The organism is Streptomyces cinereospinus, from assembly GCF_042430725.1.
GTDB classification, from domain to species: Bacteria; Actinomycetota; Actinomycetes; order Streptomycetales; family Streptomycetaceae; genus Streptomyces; species Streptomyces cinereospinus.
The window spans coordinates 96,899-118,740 of sequence record NZ_JBHMCY010000002.1; the positions used below are offsets into that span (position 1 = coordinate 96,899).

Here is a 21,842-nt window from a genome sequence, read left to right on the forward strand (position 1 = left end):
TGAGCAAACGCTCAGTCGGTCGCCGATTGTTCCAGACGGACGATGACGGACTTGCTGGCCGGAGTGTTGCTGACGTCGGCGGTGGCGTCCAGCGGGACGAGGACGTTGGTCTCGGGGTAGTAGGCGGCGGCGCAGCCCCGGGCGGTCGGGTAGTGCACGACCCGGAAGCCGGGCGCCCGCCGCTCCACGCCGTCCGTCCACTCGCCGACCAGGTCGACGTACGACCCGTCGGCGACCTTCAGCTCCCGGGCGTCCTCGGGGTTGACCAGCACGACCCGGCGGCCGTTGCGGATGCCCCGGTAGCGGTCGTCGAGACCGTAGATCGTGGTGTTGTACTGGTCGTGCGAGCGCAGCGTCTGCAGCAGCAGCCGGCCCTCGGGCGGCCTCGGGTACTCGACGGGCGCGGTGGTGAAGTTGGCCTTGCCGGTGGCCGTGGCGAAGCGGCGCTCGTCGCGCGGGCCGTGCGGGAGGGCGAAGCCGCCGGGGCGGGCCACGCGGGCGTTGAAGTCCTCGAAGCCGGGGATCACGCGCCCGATGCGGTCGCGGATCGTGGCGTAGTCCTTCTCGAACTCCTCCCAGGGCGTGCGGCTGGCGTCGCCCAGCACGCGGCGTGCCAGACGGCACACGATCGCCGGCTCCGACAGCAGGTGGCCGCCGGCGGGCTCCAGGCGGCCGCGGGAGGCGTGCACCATGCCCATGGAGTCCTCGACGGTCACGAACTGCTCGCCGCCGCCCTGGAGGTCGCGCTCCGTGCGGCCCAGGGTGGGCAGGATCAGCGCCCGCGCGCCGGTGACGACGTGGCTGCGGTTGAGCTTCGTCGACACGTGCACGGTGAGGCGGGCGCGGCGCATCGCCGCCTCGGTGACCTCGGTGTCGGGGGAGGCCGAGACGAAGTTGCCGCCCATGGCGAAGAAGACCTTCGCCTCGCCGTCGCGCAGGGCGCGGATCGCGCCCACGACGTCGTAGCCGTGCTCGCGCGGGGGCGCGAAGCCGAACTCGCGCTCCAGGGCGTCCAGGAAGGCGGGCGCCGGGCGTTCGTAGATGCCCATGGTGCGGTCGCCCTGCACGTTCGAGTGGCCGCGCACCGGGCACACGCCCGCGCCCGGCCGGCCGATGTTGCCGCGCAGCAGGAGGAAGTTGACCAGCTCGCGGATGGTGGGCACGGAGTGCTTGTGCTGGGTGAGGCCCATGGCCCAGCACACGATGGTGCGCTCGGAGGCCAGGATCATGTCCAGGGCCTCGTGGATCCGCTGCGCCGTGAGACCGGTCGCGGTGAGCGTCTCGTCCCAGTCGGCGGCGCGGGCGACCGCGGCGAACTCCTCGTAGCCGTGCGTGTGGTCGCGCACGAACCGCTCGTCGACGGCCCCCTCGGTCTCCACGATCAGCTTGTTGAGCAGGCGGAACAGGGCCTGGTCGCCGCCGATGCGGATCTGCAGGAACAGGTCGGTGAGCGCGGACCCGGTGGCCAGGCCCCTGGCCGTCTGCGGGTTCTTGAACCGCTCCAGGCCGGCCTCGGGCAGCGGATTGACGCTGATGATCCGCGCGCCGTTCGCCTTGGCCTTCTCCAGGGCGGAGAGCATCCGCGGGTGGTTGGTGCCGGGGTTCTGGCCGGCCACGATGATCAGGTCGGCCTGGTAGAGGTCCTCCAGCAGGACACTGCCCTTGCCGACGCCGATGGTCTCCGACAGCGCCGAGCCGGACGACTCGTGGCACATGTTGGAGCAGTCGGGCAGGTTGTTCGTGCCGAGCTCGCGCGCGAAGAGCTGGTAGAGGAACGCGGCCTCGTTGCTGGTGCGTCCCGAGGTGTAGAAGACGGCCTCGTCGGGCGAGCCGAGGGCGGCGATCTCCTCGGCGACGATGTCGAAGGCGCGCTCCCAGGCGACCGGTTCGTAGTGGTCCCCGCCCTCGGGGAGGTACATGGGGTGCGTGAGCCGGCCCTGCTGGCCCAGCCAGTAGCCGCTGCGGTGGGCCAGGTCCGACACCGGGTGCGCGGCGAAGAACTCCGGGGTGACCCGGCGCAGGGTGGCCTCCTCGGCGACCGCCTTGGCGCCGTTCTCGCAGAACTCCGCCCTGTGCCGGTGGTCCGGCTCCGGCCAGGCGCAGCCGGGGCAGTCGAAACCCTCCTTCTGATTGACGCTGAGGAGCGTCAGCGCGGTCCGCTTGACGCCCATCTGCTGCTGGGCGACGCGCAGGGTGTGCCCGATGGCCGGCAGCCCGGCCGCCGCGTGCTGCGGCTCGGCGACATGCGGCGCGTCCTGAACCGGGTCGGCCTTGGGCGGCTTCGTTGCCATCGCGGCTCTCCTTCGCCTACACGTGTGGGCTCTGTCTCCGATCCTCGCACGGAGCGGCGACAACGGGGCGGGGCGGGCGTGCGGGGGGCGCGCGCAATGGTTGCGGGGCGGGGTGCCGCCGACACGGACCGGCGTCACGCCCTCACCGTCCGGGGGCACCCTCGTCCCGCGGTCAGCCGGCAGCGGGGTCGCGAGGGGGCGGGCCGGGGCTGGCCGGCGGCGGGGCCGCGCGGGCCGAGCCGGGGCTGGAAGCGGGGCCGCCTCGGGCGAGCCGGGGCCGGAGGCGGGGCGCGCGACGCGAGCCGGGGCCGGGGCAGGACCTCGTGGGCCGAGCCGGCCGGGGGCGGGGTCATGTGAGGCGGACGGGGCCGTGTGAACTGCGGGGCCGTGTGGGCGGGCGGGCCATGTGAGGTGCGAGGTCATGTGAGGGGCGGGCGGGGGCCGGCGGCGGGGGCGCGTGGGGCGGGCGGGGCCGACTGTCGGTGGGGCGTGGCAGGATCGGGGGCGTGGCAGAGACAGCATCGAAGAAGACCGAGAACACCCCCGGCGGCACCCGTCCGCGCCTGATGCTCATGGACGGGCACTCGCTGGCCTACCGCGCGTTCTTCGCGCTGCCCGCGGAGAACTTCACCACCGCGACCGGCCAGCCGACGAACGCGATCTACGGCTTCGCGTCGATGCTGGCCAACACGCTGCGCGACGAGGCGCCCACGCACTTCGCGGTGGCCTTCGACGTCTCCCGCAAGACCTGGCGCTCCGAGGAGTTCACGGAGTACAAGGCGAACCGCTCCAAGACCCCGGACGAGTTCAAGGGCCAGGTCGAGCTGATCGGCGAGCTGCTCGACGCGATGCACGCCCCGCGCTTCGCGGTCGACGGGTACGAGGCGGACGACGTCATCGCCACGCTCGGCACGCAGGCCGAGGCCGAGGGATTCGAGGTGCTGATCGTCACCGGCGACCGCGACTCCTTCCAGCTCGTCTCCGAGCACACCACGGTGCTCTACCCCACGAAGGGCGTCTCGGAGCTGACCCGGTTCACCCCGGAGAAGGTCTTCGAGAAGTACGGGCTGACGCCCGCGCAGTACCCCGACTTCGCGGCGCTGCGCGGCGACCCGTCGGACAACCTGCCCGGCATCCCCGGCGTCGGCGAGAAGACGGCCGCCAAGTGGATCAACCAGTTCGGTTCGTTCGCGGAGCTGGTCGAGCGCGTCGACGAGGTCAAGGGCAAGGCCGGGCAGAACCTGCGCGACCACCTGGAGGCGGTGAAGCTGAACCGCCGGCTCACCGAGCTGGAGCGGCACGTCGAGCTGCCCCGGGGCGTCGCCGACCTCGCGCGCGTGCCGTACGACCGCAAGGCCGTCTCGATGGTGCTGGACACCCTGGAGATCAGGAACCCCTCCCTGCGCGAGCGGCTGTTCGGCGTCGACCCGGGCGCCGAGGAGGCGGAGACGACCCCGGTCGTGACGGAAGGCGTGGAGCTGGACGGCACGGTCCTGGGCACGGGCGAGCTGGCGCCGTGGCTCGCCGGGCACGGCACGGGCCCGCTCGGTGTCGCCACCGTCGACACCTGGGCGCTGGGCACGGGCTCGGTCGCCGAGGTCGCGCTCGCCGCGCCCGGGGGCGCGGCCGCCTGGTTCGACCCGGCCGAGCTGGACGAGGCCGACGAGAAGGCGTTCACGGCCTGGCTGGCCGACGCCGGCCGGCCCAAGGTGTTCCACAACGCCAAGGGCGCGATGCGGGTCTTCGCCGAGCACGGCTGGACCGTCGAGGGCGTCACCATGGACACCGCCCTCGCCGCCTACCTGGTCAAGCCGGGCCGCCGCTCCTTCGACCTGGACGCGCTGTCCCTGGAGTACCTGCACCGCGAGCTGGCCCCCGCCGCCGCGGCCGACGGCCAGCTCGCCTTCGGCGCGGACGACGGTGCCGAGGCCGAGGCGCTGATGATCCAGGCCCGGGCCGTTCTCGACCTGGGTGAGGCCTTCGAGGGCCGGCTGGCGGAGGTCGGCGCCGCGGACCTGCTGCGCGACGTGGAGCTGCCGACGTCCGCCCTGCTGGCCCGGATGGAGCGCCACGGCATCGCGGCCGACCGCGCCCACCTGGACGCCATGGAGCAGATGTTCGCCGGTGCCGTGCAGCAGGCCGTGAAGGAGGCGCACGCGGCGGCCGGGCACGAGTTCAACCTGGGCTCGCCCAAGCAGCTCCAGGAGGTCCTCTTCGGCGAGCTGGCCCTGCCGAAGACGAAGAAGACGAAGACCGGCTACACCACGGACGCCGACGCCCTGGCCTGGCTGGCCACCCAGACGGACAACGAACTGCCGGTGATCATGCTCCGCCACCGCGAGCAGGCGAAGCTGCGCGTCACGGTCGAGGGCCTGATCAAGACCATCGCGACGGACGGCCGGATCCACACCACGTTCAACCAGACGGTCGCCGCGACCGGCCGCCTGTCCTCCACGGACCCGAACCTGCAGAACATCCCGGTCCGCACGGACGAGGGCCGGGCCATCCGCCGCGGCTTCGTCGTCGGCGAGGGCTACGAGTCGCTGCTGACGGCCGACTACAGCCAGATCGAGCTGCGCGTGATGGCCCACCTGTCCGAGGACGCCGGCCTGATCGAGGCGTTCACCTCCGGTGAGGACCTGCACACCACGGCGGCCTCGCAGGTCTTCGCGGTGGACCGCTCGGCGGTGGACGCGGAGATGCGCCGCAAGATCAAGGCGATGTCGTACGGCCTGGCGTACGGGCTGTCCGCGTTCGGCCTGTCCCAGCAGCTGAACATCGACGCGGGCGAGGCCCGCGCCCTGATGGACGCGTACTTCGAGCGGTTCGGCGGCGTCCGGGACTACCTGCGCCGGGCCGTCGACGAGGCGCGGGCGACGGGCTACACGGCGACGCTCTTCGGGCGGCGCCGCTACCTCCCCGACCTCAACAGCGACAACCGCCAGCGCCGCGAGGCGGCCGAGCGGATGGCCCTCAACGCGCCCATCCAGGGCACGGCCGCCGACATCGTCAAGATCGCCATGCTGAAGGTGGACCGCGCGCTGCGCGAGGCCGGCCTCGCCTCCCGGCTGCTCCTCCAGGTCCACGACGAGATCGTCCTGGAGGTCGCCCCGGGCGAGCGTGAGGCGACGGAGGAGCTGGTCCGCCGGGAGATGGCCCACGCGGTCGACCTCCGGGCGCCCTTGGACGTCTCGGTGGGCGTCGGCCCCGACTGGGAGTCGGCCGCGCACTAGCCGGCCGGCCGGCGGAGGGCGGCCGCCCCCCGCCCGCACAGGGAGCCCCCGGCAGGGGTGCCGGAAGCTGCCGCCGTTCCCCCCGGCAGGGACGCCGGGGGGAACGGCGCTTCCCCTTGGGACGTCTCTGCGGAAGGGTCGCCTGTCTCCCTGGCGTCTTCGCGGAAGGGTCGCCTGTCTCCCTGGCGTCTTCGCGGAAGGGTCGCTTGTCTCCCTGGCGTCTTCGCGGAACGGTCGCCTGACTCCCCGGCGGCCCTGCGATACCGTCGCTCGTCCCTGTGGCCCCGTGGCATCGTCGCGCGGCTCCCCGGCAGCCCCGCGGAGCCGCGTCGCACCTCCCCGCGAAGACCCCGGCCTGATCGGCGAGACACCCCCTGGGACCCGTCACCCGCGTGGCCCCCGCGAAAAGGCCTCCCGCCCCCCGCGCCCGTCAAGATGCCGCCATGGGTATACGCATGCTCAGCCGCCGAACGGCACCGGCTCAGGCTCCGCCCCCGGCCCATGCGGCCGGTGCGAGCACCGCCCGCGTCCCCACCGGCCCGGCGTCGGCCCCGTGCCACGCCGCGGTGGACCTCCGCCGCCGTGTCGCCGCCCGCTGGGAGAGCCGCAGGACCGCCGCCCAGGCCGCGCTGCGCCGCCGCGACCGCGCCGCGTGGCGGGTATGGGCAAAGCTGGCCCGCGACTGTCTGGCCCGCGGCCTCACCCGGCTGCCCCGCCCGGCGCGCACCCTCACCGTGTTCGCCGCGCCGCTCCCCACCGTCGCCGGAGCGATCAAGCCCCCGGACGGCTCCGGTCCCGCTCCCTGCCGGCCGCTGCCGCACCCCTAGGCACCGGGGCGGGCCGGCGCACGCGCACGGCGACGGCGTACGCCAGCACCCCCAGGACCAGCCCCGCCCCGGCCCCGAAGCACAGCGTCGGGATCAGCTCCCAGGGCTTGGCCGTGACCTTCCAGTACGCCCACCACCGGGCCGACCGGTGCACCGCCGCGACCGCCGCGCACCCGCCGATCACGGCGCCGGCCAGCGCCCGGTCCCGTACCGACAGCGCGGGAACGCCCACTGGGCCGGCCGCCCGCACCCGTCGCAGCGCCACCGCCACGAACAGGGCGATCACCACCGCCGCCACCGCCGAGCCGCCGTACTGCAGGTACCAGTACAGCGGCGCGCCCGCGACCTCCCGGCCCAGCACCGGGAACAGCCGCATCCCCCACCGGTCGAGGTGCGTGAACGCGTCCCAGACGACATGGGTGAGGGCGCCGAGCGCGGCGGACGCGTACCACCGCGCCACCAGGGAAGGACGTACCCGCGCGCGGGCCGCCCCGCAGCGCAGCAGTGCGGCCGCCCGGGGCTGCCACCCGTGCGGCAGCAGCGCCACCAGGGGTTCGCGCACCAGCAGCCACACCCCCACCAGCGCCCAGGCGATGAGCACGTCGACCGTGAACACACCGGCGAAGGAGTGCGTCACGTCACCGAACCCCATCGCGCCGGACAGCACGCTCGCCAGGTAGTAGGTCACGTCCGGCGCGAACGATCCCGCGACGAGTACGGCCGGGACCAGCGGGCCGCGGCCGGTCCCGTCGGGGCGGACGACGGGCAGCACGGCTGCCGCGTGGCTGAGGGTGAACGGCAACGGTGCTCCCCGGGACGGACGCTGACAGCCCAGTATGAGCGGCGGCCCGCGCGGCCGGGCGGACCTGGGCCGCGGCCGACGCCCCAACACCGTGTGGCGGGGCGGTGAAAACCGCGCGGGAGCGGGTGCCCGGCCCGACGAAGTTGTCGTAGGGTCGCCTGAGTTGACGGACCGGGGAGTGCGCGCGGCCGCCGGCAGGGCAGTATGCACCACAGCAGCGTCAACACCACAGTGCAAACAGGGCATATGCGGGCGAATCGGACGCCCAGGGGAGGGGTTCTCTTCATGGCGGCGCATTTCGGCAGGAGGCTGCGCAAGGGCGCGACGAACACCGCCGTGGCCGCGGCCGTGGCGGCGGCACTGGTCGCCTCGCAGGCCCCGGGGGCCGAGCCCGACGACGCCGGCAGACGGACCGCCACCGGTACCCAGCCCTCGTCCGACGCCCCCGCCGAGGACAGCGCGACCGGCAACTCGCCCTACTACACCGACCTGCCGCCGCTGGAGAGCCCCAGCCCGGCGCCCACCGTCGGCCCCACCACCGGCCCCACCACCGGCCCGGAGGCCGCGGGCGACGCCGCCGCGGGCATACCCGCGACCGTCCTCGACGCCTACCGGCAGGCCGCCGCCGAGCTGCGCCGGAGCACGCCCGGCTGCAACCTGCCCTGGGAACTGCTCGCCGCCATCGGCAAGGTCGAGTCCGGCCAGGCGAGCGGCGGCAACGTCAACGCGAACGGCGACACGATCACCCCGATCCTCGGCCCCGCGCTGAACGGCGACGGCTTCGCGCACATCAGCGACACCGACGACGGCGCGTTCGACGGGGACAGCACGTACGACCGGGCCGTGGGCCCGATGCAGTTCATCCCGTCCACCTGGGCCTGGGCGGGCCGCGACGGCAACGGCGACGGCGTCGCGAACCCCAACAACATCTACGACGCCGCCCTCGCGGCCGGCCACTACCTGTGCCGCTTCGGCTGGGACCTGTCCGTCGAGGACGACCTGCACTCGGCGATCCTGAGCTACAACCAGTCGACGGAGTACCTGAACACCGTCCTGTCCTGGCTGGAGTACTACCGCAAGGGCACCCACGAGATCCCCGACGGCACCGGCGCGCTGCCCGGCAACCGCAGCGACGACCGGGCCGGGACCGGCCCCTCGCCGCAGACGCCGTCGCAGCGGCCGCAGACCGGCTCGCCGAGCCCGAAGCCGGCCCCGCCCTCGGGCGGCGGCACCACCTCCCCGAAGCCCACTCCGAAGCCCACGCCGCCGGCCACCCCGCCCACCACTCCGCCGACCGCCACCGACACGGTCGACCACCTGGAGGACGGAGGCACCGCGCAGCTCACCGCGACGGCGGGCGACGCGTTCGCCGAGCGGGTCAGCACCCGCGCCGAGACCGAGGCCGGCAAGGGCGTCGCCAAGGTCCGCGTCCGCTTCACCGTCGTGGGGGACACGGACGCCACCTTCACCGGCGGCGAGAAGGTCGCCACGGTCGTCACCGGCACCGCGGGCGTGGCCGTCGCGCCGGCCCTGCGGGCGGGCGAGAAGACCGGCTCGTTCACCGTGCGGGCCACCGTCGTGGGCCGCACGATCCCCGGCGTGGACTACACCGCGACCGTCACCGCCCGCGCCGCCGACGCCCTCGCCCGCACCGGCGACGCCCCGCTGACCTGCACGGCGGGCGGCGAGTTCGCCGGCCAGGTCGAGGTGAAGGCGACCTACCGGGGCGCCGCCGCGGACGGCGTGGCGGTCACCGCCACCCTGGTCAGGTCGGTCCTCGACCCGGCCGAGAACGACACGGGCCCGTACTTCGAGGACGCGAGCGGCAACGCCGTGCGCACCCTGACCGGCCTGGAGACGGACGCCAACGGCCTGCTGAAGCTGCCGAAGCTGTACGCGGACGCCACCGCCGGCTCGTACACGCTGCGGCTCACCACCGAGGGCGGCGCGACGCTCGACGTCCCGCTGACCGTGACGGCGGCCGAAACCACCACGCCGGCCACCCCCACCGAGAGCGCGACCGCGTCGGCCACCCCCACCGCGACCGCGTCGGCCACCCCCACCGAGAGCGCGACCGCGTCGGCCGAGCCCACCCCGTAGAGCGCGTACGACCGCGGCGGCGCCCCTCCGGTTCCCGGCAGGGGCGCCGCCGCCGTCGCGCCCGGTTCGGTGTGCGCGGCACCGGACCCGGTCAGCGCCTGAGCCGCGCGTTGGTGTGCCGGGTCGGCTCGGCGGTGGCCGGGTCCTCCGGCCACGGATGCTTCGGGTAGCGGCCCCGCAACTCCGCCCGTACGCCCCGGTAGCCGTCCCGCCAGAAGGAGGCGAGGTCGGCGGTGACGGCGGCGGGACGGCCGGCGGGGGAGAGCAGGTGCACGACCACCGGGACACCGGCGAGGGACGGCGACTCCGCCAGCCCGAACATCTCCTGCAACTTCACGGCCAGAACCGGCCGTTCGGGGTTCGTGTAGTCGATCCGAATCCGGGACCCGCTCGGCACCGTGAACCGCTCGGGGGCGAGTTCGCCGAGGCGCGCCGCCTCCCCGGAGGCCCAGGGCAGCAGCCGGGCCAGTGCCTCACCGGCGTCGATCCGCGCCAGGTCACCGCGCCGCCGCGCCCGGCCCAGCTCCGGTTCCAGCCACTCCTCGACGCGCGCGTGCAGCGCCTCGTCGGACACGTCCGGCCACGGCTCCCCGAGACGCCACCGCAGGAACGCGAGCCGCTGCCGCAGGACGTCCGCCTCCCGCGACCACCGCAGCAGGCCGAACCCCTCCCGGCGCAGCCCGTCCAGCAGCGCGGCGCGGACGAGGCCGGGCGCGGCCCCGGGCAGCGGCCGCACCGCCGACTCCACGGCCCCGAACCGCTCCACCCGCCGTGCCACGACGTCACCGTCCGCCCAGCGCACCTCCTGCGCCTCGGTGCGGAAGGCGCCCGCGGCGAGCCGCACGACGTCCTCGTCCACCTCGGCGGCGAGCCGCACGCGCGCGTGCCCCCGGCCGACGGGGCGGTCGGCCACGGCCACCGCGATCCAGGGCGCGCCCCGCAGCGGCGAGGCCTCCCCGACCTCGGCCCGGGTCCCGGAGACCATGAGGTACGACTCGCCGTCGCGCTGGGCGACCCGCTCCGGGAAGGCGAGCGCGGCGACCACCCCGACCGCGTTCCCGGCTCCGGCAGCGGCCTCGTCCGGCCCGGGGGCCGCCGCGGGCGCCGGGGCGGACTCCGCCACCACGGCGCGCAGCCGCCCGACCTCGGCACGCCACCGCCCGGCGTAGGCGTCACCGCCGCGCCGCGCGGCCCGCATCGCCGCGGCCAGCTCGTCCCCGTACTCCCGCGGCGCCTCCTCGCTCAGCAGGGCGACGACCTCGGCGGCCCGCTCGGCCCCGGCCAGCGGGGCCGCGTCGAGCAGCGCCCGCCCCAGCCGCGGATGCAGCCACACCCGCGCCAGCCGCGCCCCGCGCTCCGTCGCCCGCCCGTCGGTGCCGACCGCCCCCACCGCCCGCAGTACGCCCCGCGCCGCCGCCATCGCCCCGCCCGGCGGCGGGTCCAGCAGGGCCAGCCCGGACGCCTCCGGATCCCCCCAGCAGGCCGCCTGCAACGCGAACGCCGTCAGGTCGGCCACCTGGATCTCCGGCGCCGGGAACCGCGGCAGACGCGCGTCCTCGGCCTCCGCCCAGCACCGGTACACCACCCCGGGGGCCTCCCGCCCGGCACGCCCCGCCCGCTGCCGCCCGGCCGCCCGCGAGGCCCGCACCGTCGTCAGCGCGCTCAGCCCGCGCGCGTGGTCCACCCGCGGCTCGCGCGCCAGCCCCGCGTCGACGACCACCCGCACCCCCGGGACGGTCAGGGACGACTCGGCCACGGAGGTCGCCAGCACCACCCGGCGCCGCGCCCCCGCCGACAGCACGGCGTCCTGCACGTCCGCCGGCGCCCGCCCGTGCACGTGCAGTACCTCGACGTCTCCCAGGTCCCCCAGCCGCCCGGCGACCCGGGCGATCTCCCCGACCCCGGGCAGGAAGCACAGCACGTCCCCCGCCCGCTCGGCCAGCGCCCGCCGCACCACCGACGCCACATGGGAGAGCAGCGCCGGATCGACGCGCATGCCGTGCGGCGGCCGTACCGGACGCGCCGGCGGCGCCCACACCACCTCGACCGGGTGCGAGACACCCTCCGCCGCCACCACGGGGGCCCCGCCGAGCAGCCGCGCCCAGCCCTGCGCGTCGGTCGTCGCCGAGGCGGCCACCAGCCGCAGCTCCGGCCGCAGCGCCTCCCGCACGTCCCACAGGAACGCCGCCACCGTGTCCGCGTCCAGATGCCGCTCGTGACACTCGTCGAGCACCACCACGTCGACGCCGCCCAGCTCCTGGTCCCGCTGGAGCCGCTGGAGCAGCACACCGGTCGTGACGACCTCCACGCGCGCGTGCCGCCCGACGACCCGTTCCCCGCGCACGGTGTAGCCGACGCTCCCGCCGACCGGCTCACCCAGCAGCCACGCCATCCGCCGGGCCGCGGCCCGGGCCGCGATCCGCCGCGGCTCGGCCACGACCACCCGCCGGGCGGGCCCCTCGCCGACCAGCCCGGCCAGCACCAGCGGCACGAGCGTGGTCTTTCCGGTGCCCGGGGGCGCGACGAGGACGGCCGTGCCGTGTCCGTCCAGGGCCTCGCGCAGGGCGGGCAGCGCGGTACGGACGGGCAGCGCCTCCAGGGCGTCGTATCGGATCACGCACCCCAGTGTCGTACGCCCGCCGGCCCGCCCCGCACGCGCGGGCCCGGCCGGCCGGGCCGGGGGCTCAGTCCCGCTCGCACACGAAGATCGCCGTGCCGGGGATCAGCCGGCCGCGCAGCGGCGACCAGCCGCCCCACTCGGCGGTGTTCCACGCGGGCCACTCCGGCTCCACCAGGTCCACCAGCCGGAAGCCGGACGCGACGACGTCCCGGACGCGGTCGCCCAGCGTCCGGTGGTGCTCGACGTAGACCGCGCGGCCGTGCTCGTCCTGTTCGACGTAGGGCGTGCGGTCGAAGTACGAACCCGAGACGCTGAGCCCCTCCGCGCCGGGCTCGTCCGGGAACGCCCAGCGGACCGGGTGGCTCACCGAGAACACCAGACGGCCGCCCGGCCGCAGCACCCGCCGCACCTCCCGCAGCACCAGCCGCGGATCCGCGACGAACGGCAGCGCCCCGTACGCCGAGCACGCCAGGTCGAAGGAGGCGTCCGCGAAGGGCAGCGCGGCCGCGTCGGCGCACACCAGCGGGAACGAGCCGCCGAGGCGCAGCGCGTGCTGGAGCTGCCGGTGGGAGAGGTCCAGGGCGACCGGCCGGGCGCCCTGCCCGGCCAGCCAGCGCGCGCACTGCGCCGCGCCGGCGCCGATCTCCAGGACGTCCCTGCCCTTCAGTTCCTCCGGCGGGCCGAGCAGTTCCGCCTCCACCTCGTCCAGGCCCTCGGGGCCCCACACGAAGCGGTCGTCGCCGAGGAAGGTGCCGTGCTCGACCTGGTACTCGTCCGCGTTGCGGTCCCACCAGCCCCGGTTGGCGCGGGCACTCTCGGTGACCCCGGCCGCACGTCGGGTGGCCTCCGGTTCGAACGCTTCCGGCTCTTGGATGATCGGCTCCCTCGTCGTGATCTTCCGTCCGACCCGCCTCGGGGGTGTCACTGGAGGGGTTTCCCCGGGCTCGCGTGGCCTCAGAAGACGGCTTTTGTGCCGGGAATGGGATGATCCGCCCCGGGTGTGCGCCTTCGCGCATTGACCCTGCCCGGCTGCCCCCGTATGCTACAAGTTGCGCTGCGGGCCTGCGCACCTCAGACGTAGCAGGCTGCGCTCGCATCTGTTGTATGTCCCCTCGGTTGTCGAGGCGCCGTCGCCGGTTCGCCGGCAGGGCGCTTCCTTGGCTGTCCGGCTTCTGCAGAGCGAAACGGGCTCCCGGCGTAAGCAGTACCTACGACTTCAATGTCCGTACCGGAGCCCTTTCCCACATGACGAGCAGCACCGAGACCACCGCCACCACCCCGCAGGTAGCGGTCAACGACATCGGTAACGAGGAAGCCTTCCTCGCAGCGATCGACGAGACGATCAAGTACTTCAACGACGGCGACATCGTCGACGGCGTCATCGTGAAGGTCGACCGGGACGAGGTCCTGCTCGACATCGGTTACAAGACCGAAGGTGTCATCCCGAGCCGCGAACTCTCGATCAAGCACGACGTCGACCCGAACGAGGTCGTCGCCGTCGGCGACGAGATCGAGGCCCTGGTCCTCCAGAAGGAGGACAAGGAAGGCCGCCTGATCCTCTCGAAGAAGCGCGCCCAGTACGAGCGTGCCTGGGGCACCATCGAGAAGATCAAGGAAGAGGACGGCATCGTCACCGGTACCGTCATCGAGGTCGTCAAGGGTGGTCTCATCCTCGACATCGGCCTCCGCGGCTTCCTGCCGGCCTCCCTGGTCGAGATGCGCCGCGTCCGCGACCTCCAGCCCTACGTGGGCAAGGAGCTCGAGGCGAAGATCATCGAGCTGGACAAGAACCGCAACAACGTGGTCCTGTCCCGCCGTGCCTGGCTGGAGCAGACCCAGTCCGAGGTCCGCCAGACGTTCCTCACCACCCTCCAGAAGGGTCAGGTCCGTTCCGGCGTCGTCTCCTCGATCGTCAACTTCGGTGCCTTCGTGGACCTGGGTGGCGTCGACGGTCTGGTCCACGTCTCCGAGCTGTCCTGGAAGCACATCGACCACCCCTCCGAGGTCGTCGAGGTCGGCCAGGAGGTCACCGTCGAGGTCCTCGACGTCGACATGGACCGCGAGCGCGTCTCCCTGTCGCTGAAGGCGACCCAGGAAGACCCGTGGCAGCAGTTCGCCCGGACCCACCAGATCGGCCAGGTCGTGCCCGGCAAGGTCACCAAGCTGGTTCCGTTCGGCGCGTTCGTCCGCGTGGACGAGGGCATCGAGGGTCTGGTCCACATCTCCGAGCTGGCCGAGCGCCACGTGGAGATCCCGGAGCAGGTCGTCCAGGTCAACGACGAGATCTTCGTCAAGGTCATCGACATCGACCTCGAGCGCCGCCGCATCAGCCTCTCGCTGAAGCAGGCCAACGAGTCCTTCGGTGCCGACCCGGCGTCGGTCGAGTTCGACCCGACCCTGTACGGCATGGCCGCGTCCTACGACGACCAGGGCAACTACATCTACCCCGAGGGCTTCGACCCCGAGACCAACGACTGGCTCGAGGGCTACGAGAAGCAGCGCGAGGAGTGGGAGCGCCAGTACGCCGAGGCGCAGCAGCGCTTCGAGCAGCACCAGCAGCAGGTCATCAAGAGCCGCGAGGCCGACGCTGCCGCCGCTGCCGAGGGCGGCGACGCCGCGGGTGCGGCTCCGGCCGCGGGCGGTGGCTCGTACTCCTCCGAGGGCGCCGACACCTCCGGTGCGCTGGCCTCGGACGAGGCGCTGGCCGCGCTGCGCGAGAAGCTGGCGGGCGGCCAGAGCTGAACGCTCACCGCTGAGACCCGGCGATGACCGAGGGCCCGCACCTTTCGAGGTGCGGGCCTTCGGTGCTGCCCAAGCGGGGCCCGGTGTCGCCCAGGGGCCCGGGTCCTGCTCAGCCGGTCTCGGTGGCGCTCGTCCGGGTCGGGGTCCCTCGTTCGGATCATGATCCTGTCCTACGGGAATGCCCGCGCGCGTGCGCGCGTTGTCACGTACGGACACGAGGAGGAGCGGTCACCGTGCTTGATCCGCAGGGTTTGTACACGTGGGAGCCGAAGGGCCTGGCCGTGGTGGACATGGCGCTCGCCCAGGAATCGGCCGGCCTTGTCATGCTCTACCACTTCGACGGATACATCGACGCGGGCGAGACCGGCGACCAGATCGTCGACCGGCTCCTCGACTCGGTGCCCCACCAGGTCGTCGCCCGTTTCGACCACGACCGGCTCATCGACTACCGCGCCCGCCGCCCGCTGCTGACCTTCAAGCGCGACCGCTGGACCGACTACGAGGAGCCCACGCTCGCCGTCCGCGTCGTCCAGGACGCCACCGGGGCGCCCTTCCTGCTGCTGTCCGGCCCGGAGCCGGACGTGGAGTGGGAGCGTTTCGCCGCGGCCGTGGAACAGGTGGTGGAGCGCCTCGGCGTGCGCCTCGCCGTGAACTTCCACGGCATCCCGATGGGCGTGCCGCACACCCGCCCGGTGGGCCTCACCCCGCACGGCAACCGTACCGACCTGGTCCCGGGGCACCGCAGCCCCTTCGACGAGGCCCAGGTGCCCGGCAGCGCCGAGTCGCTCGTCGAGTACCGCCTGATGCAGGCCGGGCACGACGTCCTGGGCGTCGCCGCGCACGTCCCGCACTACATCGCCCGCTCCGCGTACCCGGACGCGGCGCTGACCGTCCTGGAGGCCGTCACGGCCGCCACGGGACTGGTGCTGCCCGGCATCGCGCACTCCCTGCGCACCGAGGCCCACCGCACCCAGACGGAGATCGACCGGCAGGTCCAGGAGGGCGACGAGGAGCTCACGGCGCTCGTCCAGGGCCTGGAGCACCAGTACGACGCCGTCGCGGGGGCCGAGACGCGGGGCAACATGCTCGCCGAGCCGGTGGAGATCCCGTCGGCGGACGAGATCGGGCAGGAGTTCGAGCGGTTCCTGGCGGAGCGTGAAGGGGACGGCTGAGGAAGCGGCCGGCCGGTGGCCGCGGGGCGTGACCGGCCACCGGAGGGGAGCACCGCCCGCCCCGTGAGGTGCGCCGTCACCGGCAGGGCCTAAGCTTCCGCTCATGCTGAAGGTGGGCCTGACCGGCGGGATCGGCGCCGGCAAGAGCGAGGTGTCGCGGCTGCTCGTGGAGTGCGGGGCCGTGCTGATCGACGCGGACCGCATCGCGCGCGAGGTGGTCGCGCCGGGCACTCCCGGACTCACCGCGGTCGTCGAGGCCTTCGGCGAGGAGGTGCTCGCCGCGGACGGCGGCCTCGACCGGCCCAAGCTCGGTTCCATCGTCTTCGCCGACCCGGAGAGGCTCGCCGTCCTGAACTCGATCGTCCACCCCCTGGTGGGCGCCCGCTCCCGTGAGCTGGAGTCCGCGGCCGCCGCGGACGCCGTCGTCGTGCACGACGTGCCGCTCCTCACGGAGAACGGCCTCGCGCCCCTCTACGACCTCGTGATCGTCGTCGACGCCGCCCCCGAGACCCAGCTCGACCGGCTCCTGCGGCTGCGGGGCATGACGGAGGAGGACGCCCGCGCGCGTATGGCGGCGCAGGCGACGCGGGAGCAGCGTCTGGAGATCGCGGACATCGTGATCGACAACGACGGCCCGCTGCCGGATGTGCAGCGGCGCGTGAAGGACGTGTGGGCGGAGCTGGTGCGCCGGGCGCGTGGGGCTCAGGGCAAGCCGGAGGAGTCGCCCGGGGGGTGACGGGCGGGGGCGGACGAGGGGCTGCTCGGCCCGGGGACGGGGCGCCGTCGTGCGGGAGTCGTTCGCGCGTCAGTCGTCGTACGGGAGTCTTCGGTCGTCGTAAGGGTGTCCGTCGTAGGGGAGTCGCCGCAGGGGCGCCGTCGTGCGGGAGTCGTTCGCGCGTCAGTCGTCGTACGGGAGTCTTCGGTCGTCGTACGGGTGTCCGTCGTAGGGGAGTCGCCGCAGGGGCGCCGTCGTGCGGAAGCCGTCGCAGGGTCTTCGTCGTGCGGGAGTCGGTGTGGGGCAGTCGTCGCAGGGTCTTCGTCGTGCGGGAGCCGGTGTGGGGCAGTCGTCGTGCGGGAATAGCGGTGCCGCCCGCGGGCGTTGAAACCGGCCAGCAAGGGAAGGACTCTGCCGTGCCCGAGACCAGCGGTTCGACCGGACGTTCGCCGGAGACGCATGTCATCGACTTCCGCGCCGCCGAGCAGTTGCTCGCCGCGCGTGATCCGCGGGGCGCGGTGAAGCTGCTCGATCCCGTCATCGCCGCGCACCCCGAGAACACCGCGGCGCGGTTGCTGCGCGCGCGTGCGTTCTTCGCCGCCGCGCAACTGCGGCCCGCGGAGCTGGAGTTCACGATCGTTCTGGAGCGGGAGCCGGACAACGCGTTCGCCCACTTCGCGCTCGCGCGCACGTATGAGCGGCAGAACCGGCCGGAGCAGGCCAAGCGGCACTTCCGGCTGGCTGCCGCGCTGGATCCGAAGCCGGAGTATGTGAAGGCGGCGCGTTTCGACAGCTGAGCCGGGCGGGAGGGGCTGTCGGTTCGCTTGTCGGCGGTACGCCGGTGGCACGGGGCGGACTTCGGAGGCGGGCGGCCGGGCTGCGGCTAGGACGTGCGGTCGTCCGGGGGACGGTTCGGTGCTCGGTTGCCCGGGGGCCGGTTCGGTGGGTGGTCGTGGACGGGGCGGTACGGCGGGATGTCCCGGCCCGGCTGGAAGTGCGGGCCTTGGCGGATGTGCCGGACGATGACGGCCAGGTCGATGGAGATCACCAGCCAGAGGACGCCGCAGGCGATCGCCCAGCCAGGGCGGCCGACGAGAAGGAAGGCGACCGTTCCGAAGATCGCCCAGGCCAGCCCCCACACACTCAGCCAGAAGCGCGCCCGCAGCGCACTGCGCGCGGTCACCGGCTCACTGCCCGTACGCATCGGATCACCACTCCTCGCTTGAAAAGTACCCCCGGCTACGGGCGTTCTCCAGGGACACGGCAGCGGCCGAAGGCGCCGGCGAGCCCGGGCCCGGGGACCGGTCTGCCTCGGTGACCACGGGAGCGGTGGTCTCGGCCATGGCGTTTCCTCGTGAAGCGGTCCGTCATGCGCCTTCGTCGTGCAGCTCACCGTCTTCGACGGGCAGAACGCGGCGACACCGCTGATCCTGCTGGCGCCGCTCGGCCTGATCGCGTGGGCGCCTGATCGCCTGGGCGCGTGGGCGCCTGGGCGCGGCGGGGGCGGAACGCGGAGCTGTCGCGGGTGCTGCTGCGGTGGGGGCTAGGGGCCTGGGTGATCGACCGGCGGCCGCCGTACGCCGCGCTGCTTGCCCTTTCCGCCGGTCCGAGTCGGCTGACCCGAGTCGGCTGACCCGTGTCGGCTGAGGCCCGTTCCCGCGGCTCAGCGTCCTCCGGGACGGCCACTGGGGCCGCCCGGCCGACCGGAGCCGCCGCCCGCTCCACCCGTACCGCCGCGGCCGCCCTTACCGCCCCGCCCGCCACCTGGACCGCCCCGTCCGCCTGGGCTGCCGAATCCCCCCGCGCCGCCGAGATCACCCGGGCCACCCCGGCCGCCCCGGCCACTCCGTCCACCGCGGCCGCCACGTCCGCCCGGACCCCCAGGCCCTCCCGGGCCGCCAGGAACCCCCGGACCCCCGAGACCGCCTGGACCCCCCGGTCCCCCTGGCCCCCCGAACCCAGCCAGGCCGCCGAAACCGCCCAAGCCGTGCAGGCGTTCGATCTCGCGGCGGTCGCGCTTGGTCGGGCGGCCGGCGCCGCGGTCGCGGATCCCGGCGGGGGCGACGGCCTCGCGGGGCGGGGGCGGCGGGCTGTTGTCGACGTAGCACTGGACGGCCACGGGGGCGCCGACCCGCTTGCGGATCAGCCGCTTGACGACGACGATCCGCTCCCGGCCCTCCTGCCGGAGCCGTACCTCGTCGCCGACGCGCACCGCGTGGGCGGGCTTGACCCGCTCGCCGTTCAGCCGCACATGACCGCCCCGGCAGGCCGTGGCGCCCTGGGAGCGGGTCTTGACCAGCCGTACGGACCAGATCCAGCTGTCGATCCGGACGCTCTCGCCGTTGCCCGGACCGGCCGCCTCGGCGGCGGCGATCGCGGCGGCGACCTTCGGGTCGACGGCGTGCGGGGCCTCGGTCCGCGGGGCGTCGGCCGCCTCCCGGCCGCCGGTCTCTCCGGCCGGGGGTGTCCGCAGGGCGCGGCCGTCGACCGGGTCCGCGGCCGGGCCCCTGGCCGGGTCCGTGGTCGTGTCGGGGGCGTTCCGGCTGGTCCCGCCGCTGCCCGCCTTGTCCGTGCGATCGGAAGCCATGCCACTGACCTTAGCTCCCCGGCCCCGGAACCCCGGACGGCTTTTCGTACCCCCCTTACCGGCTCCGCGTCGGCGGCCTCCTGGAAGGCGCCCCGCGGTGGCGGGGCACGGCCCTACGGTGGACGCATGGACAGCGGTACCCCCGCCGGTCTCCCCGGCCTCGACCAGCGGATCACGGGCTGCCGGGCGTGCCCTCGGCTGGTCGCCTGGCGTGAGGAGGTGGCCCGTACCAGACGCGCCTCCTTCGCCGACTGGACGTACTGGGGACGGCCGGTGCCCGGCTTCGGTCCGCCGGACGCCCGGCTGCTGATCGTCGGGCTCGCCCCGGCGGCGCACGGCGGGAACCGCACCGGGCGGATGTTCACCGGCGACCGGTCCGGGGACGTCCTGTACGAGGCGCTGTACGACGTGGGGCTCGCGTCCCGGCCCACGTCCGTGTCGGCCGACGACGGGCTGGAGCTGTACGGCGTGCGGGTCACCTCACCCGTCCACTGCGCGCCGCCCGCCAACAAGCCGACCCCCGGGGAGCGCGACACCTGCCGCCCCTGGCTCGTCCGGGAACTGGCCCTGCTGCGGCCGACGCTCAGGGCGGTGGTCGTCCTCGGCGCCTTCGGCTGGCAGGCGGCGCTGCCGGCGTTCACGGCGGCGGGCTGGACGGTGCCGAGGCCGAGGCCCGCCTTCGCGCACGGCGCCCAGGTGACGCTCCCGGCCTCCGAGGCCCCTCCGGTCCCTTCAGCCCTCCCGGCCCCTCCGGCTTCTGAGGAAGCCGCCCCTGCGAACCCCCGAGCCGCCCCCCTCCATCTCTTCGGCTGCTTCCACGTCAGCCAGCGCAACACCTTCACCGGCCGCCTCACCCCGGAGATGCTGCGGGACGTCCTGCGCCGGGCGGCGCGTACGGCGGGCCTGACGGCGGCCCGGAAGTGAGGGGACGGTGCCGTCGTGGCGGCGCTACGGTGCCGCGACGGGCCTCTACGCGGAGATCGAACCGTACGACCACGGCATGCTCGACGTCGGCGACGGCAACCGCGTCTACCGGGAGACCTGCGGGAACCCGCGCGGCAAGCCCGCGGTGGTGCTGCACGGAGGGCCGGGCAGCGGGTGCTCCCCGGGCTTCCGGCGCTCCTTCGACCCGGCGGCGTACCGCGTCGTGCTGCTGGACCAGCGCGGGTGCGGGCGTTCGACGCCGAGCGCGAGCGCGTACGAGACCGACGTGAGCGTCAACACGACGGCTCATCTCATCGCCGACCTGGAGCGGCTGCGACGGCGTCTGAGGATCGAACGGTGGCTGGTGTGGGGTGTGTCGTGGGGGTCCGTGCTGGGGCTGCGGTATGCGCAGACGCGTCCCGGCGCGGTGTCCGATCTGATGCTGACGGGCGTCGCGGCGACGGGCTCGAACGCCGAGGTGGCGCTGCTGACCAGGGGCCTCGGCGGAATCTTCCCGGAGGCGTTCGGGCGGTTCGTCGGCGCACTGCCGGACGGCGACCGCGACGGCCGTCTCGCCGCCGCCTGCAACCGGCTGCTGGGGTCCACGGACGCGGGTGCGCGGGAGCGGGCGGTGCGGGACCGGACGGACTTAGAGACGGCGATCGTTCCGGCGCCGCGCTCCGTGCCGCGCTACGAGGACCCGGTGTTCCGCAGCGGCTTCGCCCGTACGGTCACCCACTACTGGTGCAACGGCCACTTCCTGGGCGAGGGCGACGAGAGGGTCGTCCTGCGCGACGCCCACCTGCTGAAGGGCATCCCCGGCACCCTCGTCCAGGGCGGCCTGGACTTCGGCAACCTGCTCGAAACCGCCTGGCGACTGCACCACGCCTGGCCCGGCAGCGAACTGCTGCTGGTGGAGGAGGCCGGGCACGACGCGGGTGCGCCGGGGACGAAGGATCTCCCGATCGCAACGACGGACCGGTACGCGGCCCGTCAGGGGGTCTCGTGACGCAGGACGACGCCTTCCTCGACTCCACCGCCGAGCGTCTGGCGGCGCTGCCCACGGTCCGGGCCGTGGCGCTCGGCGGTTCGCGCGCGCAGGGCACCCATGGGCCCGGCAGTGACTGGGACCTGGCCGTCTACTACCGCGGCCCCTTCGACCCGGCCCACCTCCGCGCCCTCGGCTGGGAGGGCGAGGTGTCCGAGGTCGGCGGCTGGGGCGGGGGCGTGTTCGACGGGGGCGCGTGGCTGACGATCGACGGGCGGCGCGTCGATGTCCACTACCGGGATCTCGACGTGGTCGAGCGGGAGCTGGCGGAGGCGGCGGAGGGGCGTTTCCGGGTGGAGCCGTTGCTGTTCCATCTCGCCGGGATCCCCAGCTACCTGGTCGTCGCGGAGCTGGCGGTCAACCGGGTGCTGCGCGGTGAGCTGCCGCGGCCGGCGGCGTATCCGGAGAGGCTGCGTCACACGGCGAGCCGACGCTGGTACGGCACCGCCTGCGCCACCCTCGCCTACGCGAAGACCCACCACGCTCCGGCGGGCCGCCTCACCGAGGTCGCCGGCGCCGTCGCCACGGCGGCCGCGCAGACCGGGCACGCTGTGCTGGCGGCGCGGGGGGAGTGGGTGACCAATGAGAAGCGGTTGCTGGAGCGGGCCGGGCTGCGAACCGTGGACGGGGTGATCGCGTCCTTGTCGGCAGGAAGTGATCAGGACTCTCTGACCGCGGCGATCGGGCAGGTCGAGGCACTTTTCGCGCAGGCCGTTTCAGCAGCGGACCACCGGGTCGCGGACGACCGGAGTGCGGACCGCCTGGGCGCGGGCGACTGATC

General features: G+C 74.3%; 16 protein-coding genes. 10 read left to right on the forward strand and 6 right to left on the reverse strand.

Annotation, left to right across the window (positions count from 1 at the left end):
* Positions 1-11 precede the first annotated feature (11 nt).
* Entirely contained in the window at positions 12-2,291 is a 2,280-nt protein-coding gene (locus ACFF45_RS01485; protein WP_381340771.1) for an FdhF/YdeP family oxidoreductase, read from the reverse strand.
* A gap of 506 nt (positions 2,292-2,797) precedes the next feature.
* Here ACFF45_RS01485 and polA point away from each other — a divergent pair.
* Positions 2,798-5,524, forward strand: coding sequence for a DNA polymerase I (gene polA, locus ACFF45_RS01490; RefSeq protein WP_381340774.1), 2,727 nt, complete (start codon positions 2,798-2,800; stop codon positions 5,522-5,524).
* 443 nt (positions 5,525-5,967) lie between these two features.
* On the forward strand, positions 5,968-6,351 hold the full coding sequence (locus tag ACFF45_RS01495) for a hypothetical protein (protein ID WP_381340777.1): 384 nt from the start codon (positions 5,968-5,970) through the stop codon (positions 6,349-6,351).
* Here the strand turns inward: ACFF45_RS01495 and ACFF45_RS01500 are convergent.
* Positions 6,296-7,153 (reverse strand): DUF4184 family protein, encoded by an 858-nt coding sequence (locus ACFF45_RS01500; protein WP_381340780.1) that lies wholly within the window; start codon positions 7,151-7,153, stop codon positions 6,296-6,298. The two genes, ACFF45_RS01495 and ACFF45_RS01500, sit on opposite strands and share 56 nt — an antisense overlap.
* Before the next feature lie 285 nt (positions 7,154-7,438).
* Here ACFF45_RS01500 and ACFF45_RS01505 point away from each other — a divergent pair, with 285 nt between their 5' ends.
* Entirely contained in the window at positions 7,439-9,253 is a 1,815-nt protein-coding gene (locus ACFF45_RS01505; RefSeq protein WP_381340782.1) for a lytic transglycosylase domain-containing protein, read from the forward strand.
* A 91-nt stretch (positions 9,254-9,344) separates the two neighbouring features.
* On the opposite strand, the gene hrpB is transcribed toward ACFF45_RS01505, so the two are convergent.
* Both hrpB and ACFF45_RS01515 read right to left on the reverse strand, forming a co-directional pair.
* Positions 9,345-11,870, reverse strand: a complete 2,526-nt coding sequence (hrpB, locus tag ACFF45_RS01510) for an ATP-dependent helicase HrpB (RefSeq protein ID WP_381340785.1) — start codon at positions 11,868-11,870, stop codon at positions 9,345-9,347.
* Between the two features lie 67 nt (positions 11,871-11,937).
* On the reverse strand, positions 11,938-12,798 hold the full coding sequence (locus ACFF45_RS01515) for a class I SAM-dependent methyltransferase (RefSeq protein ID WP_381340787.1): 861 nt from the start codon (positions 12,796-12,798) through the stop codon (positions 11,938-11,940).
* Between the two features lie 320 nt (positions 12,799-13,118).
* Here ACFF45_RS01515 and rpsA point away from each other — a divergent pair, with 320 nt between their 5' ends.
* From rpsA to ACFF45_RS01535, 4 genes are all read left to right on the forward strand, one after another.
* Positions 13,119-14,615 carry a 30S ribosomal protein S1 gene (gene rpsA, locus ACFF45_RS01520; protein ID WP_093504378.1) on the forward strand — a complete coding sequence of 499 codons (1,497 nt, stop codon included), beginning with the start codon at positions 13,119-13,121 and terminating at the stop codon, positions 14,613-14,615.
* Positions 14,616-14,848: 233 nt separating this feature from the next.
* Positions 14,849-15,787 (forward strand): PAC2 family protein, encoded by a 939-nt coding sequence (locus ACFF45_RS01525; protein WP_381340790.1) that lies wholly within the window; start codon positions 14,849-14,851, stop codon positions 15,785-15,787.
* 103 nt (positions 15,788-15,890) lie between these two features.
* Positions 15,891-16,523, forward strand: a complete 633-nt coding sequence (gene coaE / locus ACFF45_RS01530) for a dephospho-CoA kinase (RefSeq protein WP_381340792.1) — start codon at positions 15,891-15,893, stop codon at positions 16,521-16,523.
* Between the two features lie 395 nt (positions 16,524-16,918).
* Positions 16,919-17,299, forward strand: a complete 381-nt coding sequence (locus ACFF45_RS01535; RefSeq protein ID WP_381340795.1) for a tetratricopeptide repeat protein — start codon at positions 16,919-16,921, stop codon at positions 17,297-17,299.
* 86 nt (positions 17,300-17,385) lie between these two features.
* Here the strand turns inward: ACFF45_RS01535 and ACFF45_RS01540 are convergent, their stop codons facing one another.
* Both ACFF45_RS01540 and ACFF45_RS01545 read right to left on the reverse strand, forming a co-directional pair.
* Positions 17,386-17,706 (reverse strand): DUF6343 family protein, encoded by a 321-nt coding sequence (locus ACFF45_RS01540; protein WP_381340798.1) that lies wholly within the window; start codon positions 17,704-17,706, stop codon positions 17,386-17,388.
* A gap of 459 nt (positions 17,707-18,165) precedes the next feature.
* Complete coding sequence (locus tag ACFF45_RS01545; RefSeq protein ID WP_381340800.1) at positions 18,166-19,089, reverse strand: Hsp15 family ribosome-associated heat shock protein; 924 nt, start codon at positions 19,087-19,089, stop codon at positions 18,166-18,168.
* 126 nt (positions 19,090-19,215) lie between these two features.
* Here ACFF45_RS01545 and ACFF45_RS01550 point away from each other — a divergent pair, with 126 nt between their 5' ends.
* From ACFF45_RS01550 to ACFF45_RS01560, 3 genes are all read left to right on the forward strand, one after another.
* Entirely contained in the window at positions 19,216-20,013 is a 798-nt protein-coding gene (locus tag ACFF45_RS01550; protein ID WP_381340803.1) for a uracil-DNA glycosylase, read from the forward strand.
* A gap of 76 nt (positions 20,014-20,089) precedes the next feature.
* Positions 20,090-21,022 (forward strand): alpha/beta fold hydrolase, encoded by a 933-nt coding sequence (locus ACFF45_RS01555; RefSeq protein WP_381340943.1) that lies wholly within the window; start codon positions 20,090-20,092, stop codon positions 21,020-21,022.
* Positions 21,019-21,840, forward strand: a complete 822-nt coding sequence (locus tag ACFF45_RS01560; RefSeq protein WP_381340806.1) for a nucleotidyltransferase domain-containing protein — start codon at positions 21,019-21,021, stop codon at positions 21,838-21,840. The genes ACFF45_RS01555 and ACFF45_RS01560 overlap by 4 nt, the downstream gene beginning before the upstream one ends.
* The last annotated feature ends 2 nt before the right edge of the window (positions 21,841-21,842 follow it).

What these genes read in the sequence shown, in the direction of transcription:
- ACFF45_RS01550 (WP_381340803.1), top strand. Translation starts at nt 19,216, where the DNA reads ATGGACAGCGGTACCCCCGCCGGTCTCCCCGGCCTCGACCAGCGGATC.
- ACFF45_RS01545 (WP_381340800.1), bottom strand. Translation starts at nt 19,089, where the DNA reads ATGGCTTCCGATCGCACGGACAAGGCGGGCAGCGGCGGGACCAGCCGG.
- rpsA (WP_093504378.1), top strand. Translation starts at nt 13,119, where the DNA reads ATGACGAGCAGCACCGAGACCACCGCCACCACCCCGCAGGTAGCGGTC.
- ACFF45_RS01485 (WP_381340771.1), bottom strand. Translation starts at nt 2,291, where the DNA reads ATGGCAACGAAGCCGCCCAAGGCCGACCCGGTTCAGGACGCGCCGCAT.
- ACFF45_RS01505 (WP_381340782.1), top strand. Translation starts at nt 7,439, where the DNA reads ATGGCGGCGCATTTCGGCAGGAGGCTGCGCAAGGGCGCGACGAACACC.
- ACFF45_RS01495 (WP_381340777.1), top strand. Translation starts at nt 5,968, where the DNA reads ATGGGTATACGCATGCTCAGCCGCCGAACGGCACCGGCTCAGGCTCCG.
- coaE (WP_381340792.1), top strand. Translation starts at nt 15,891, where the DNA reads ATGCTGAAGGTGGGCCTGACCGGCGGGATCGGCGCCGGCAAGAGCGAG.
- ACFF45_RS01540 (WP_381340798.1), bottom strand. Translation starts at nt 17,706, where the DNA reads ATGCGTACGGGCAGTGAGCCGGTGACCGCGCGCAGTGCGCTGCGGGCG.
- ACFF45_RS01555 (WP_381340943.1), top strand. Translation starts at nt 20,090, where the DNA reads ATGCTCGACGTCGGCGACGGCAACCGCGTCTACCGGGAGACCTGCGGG.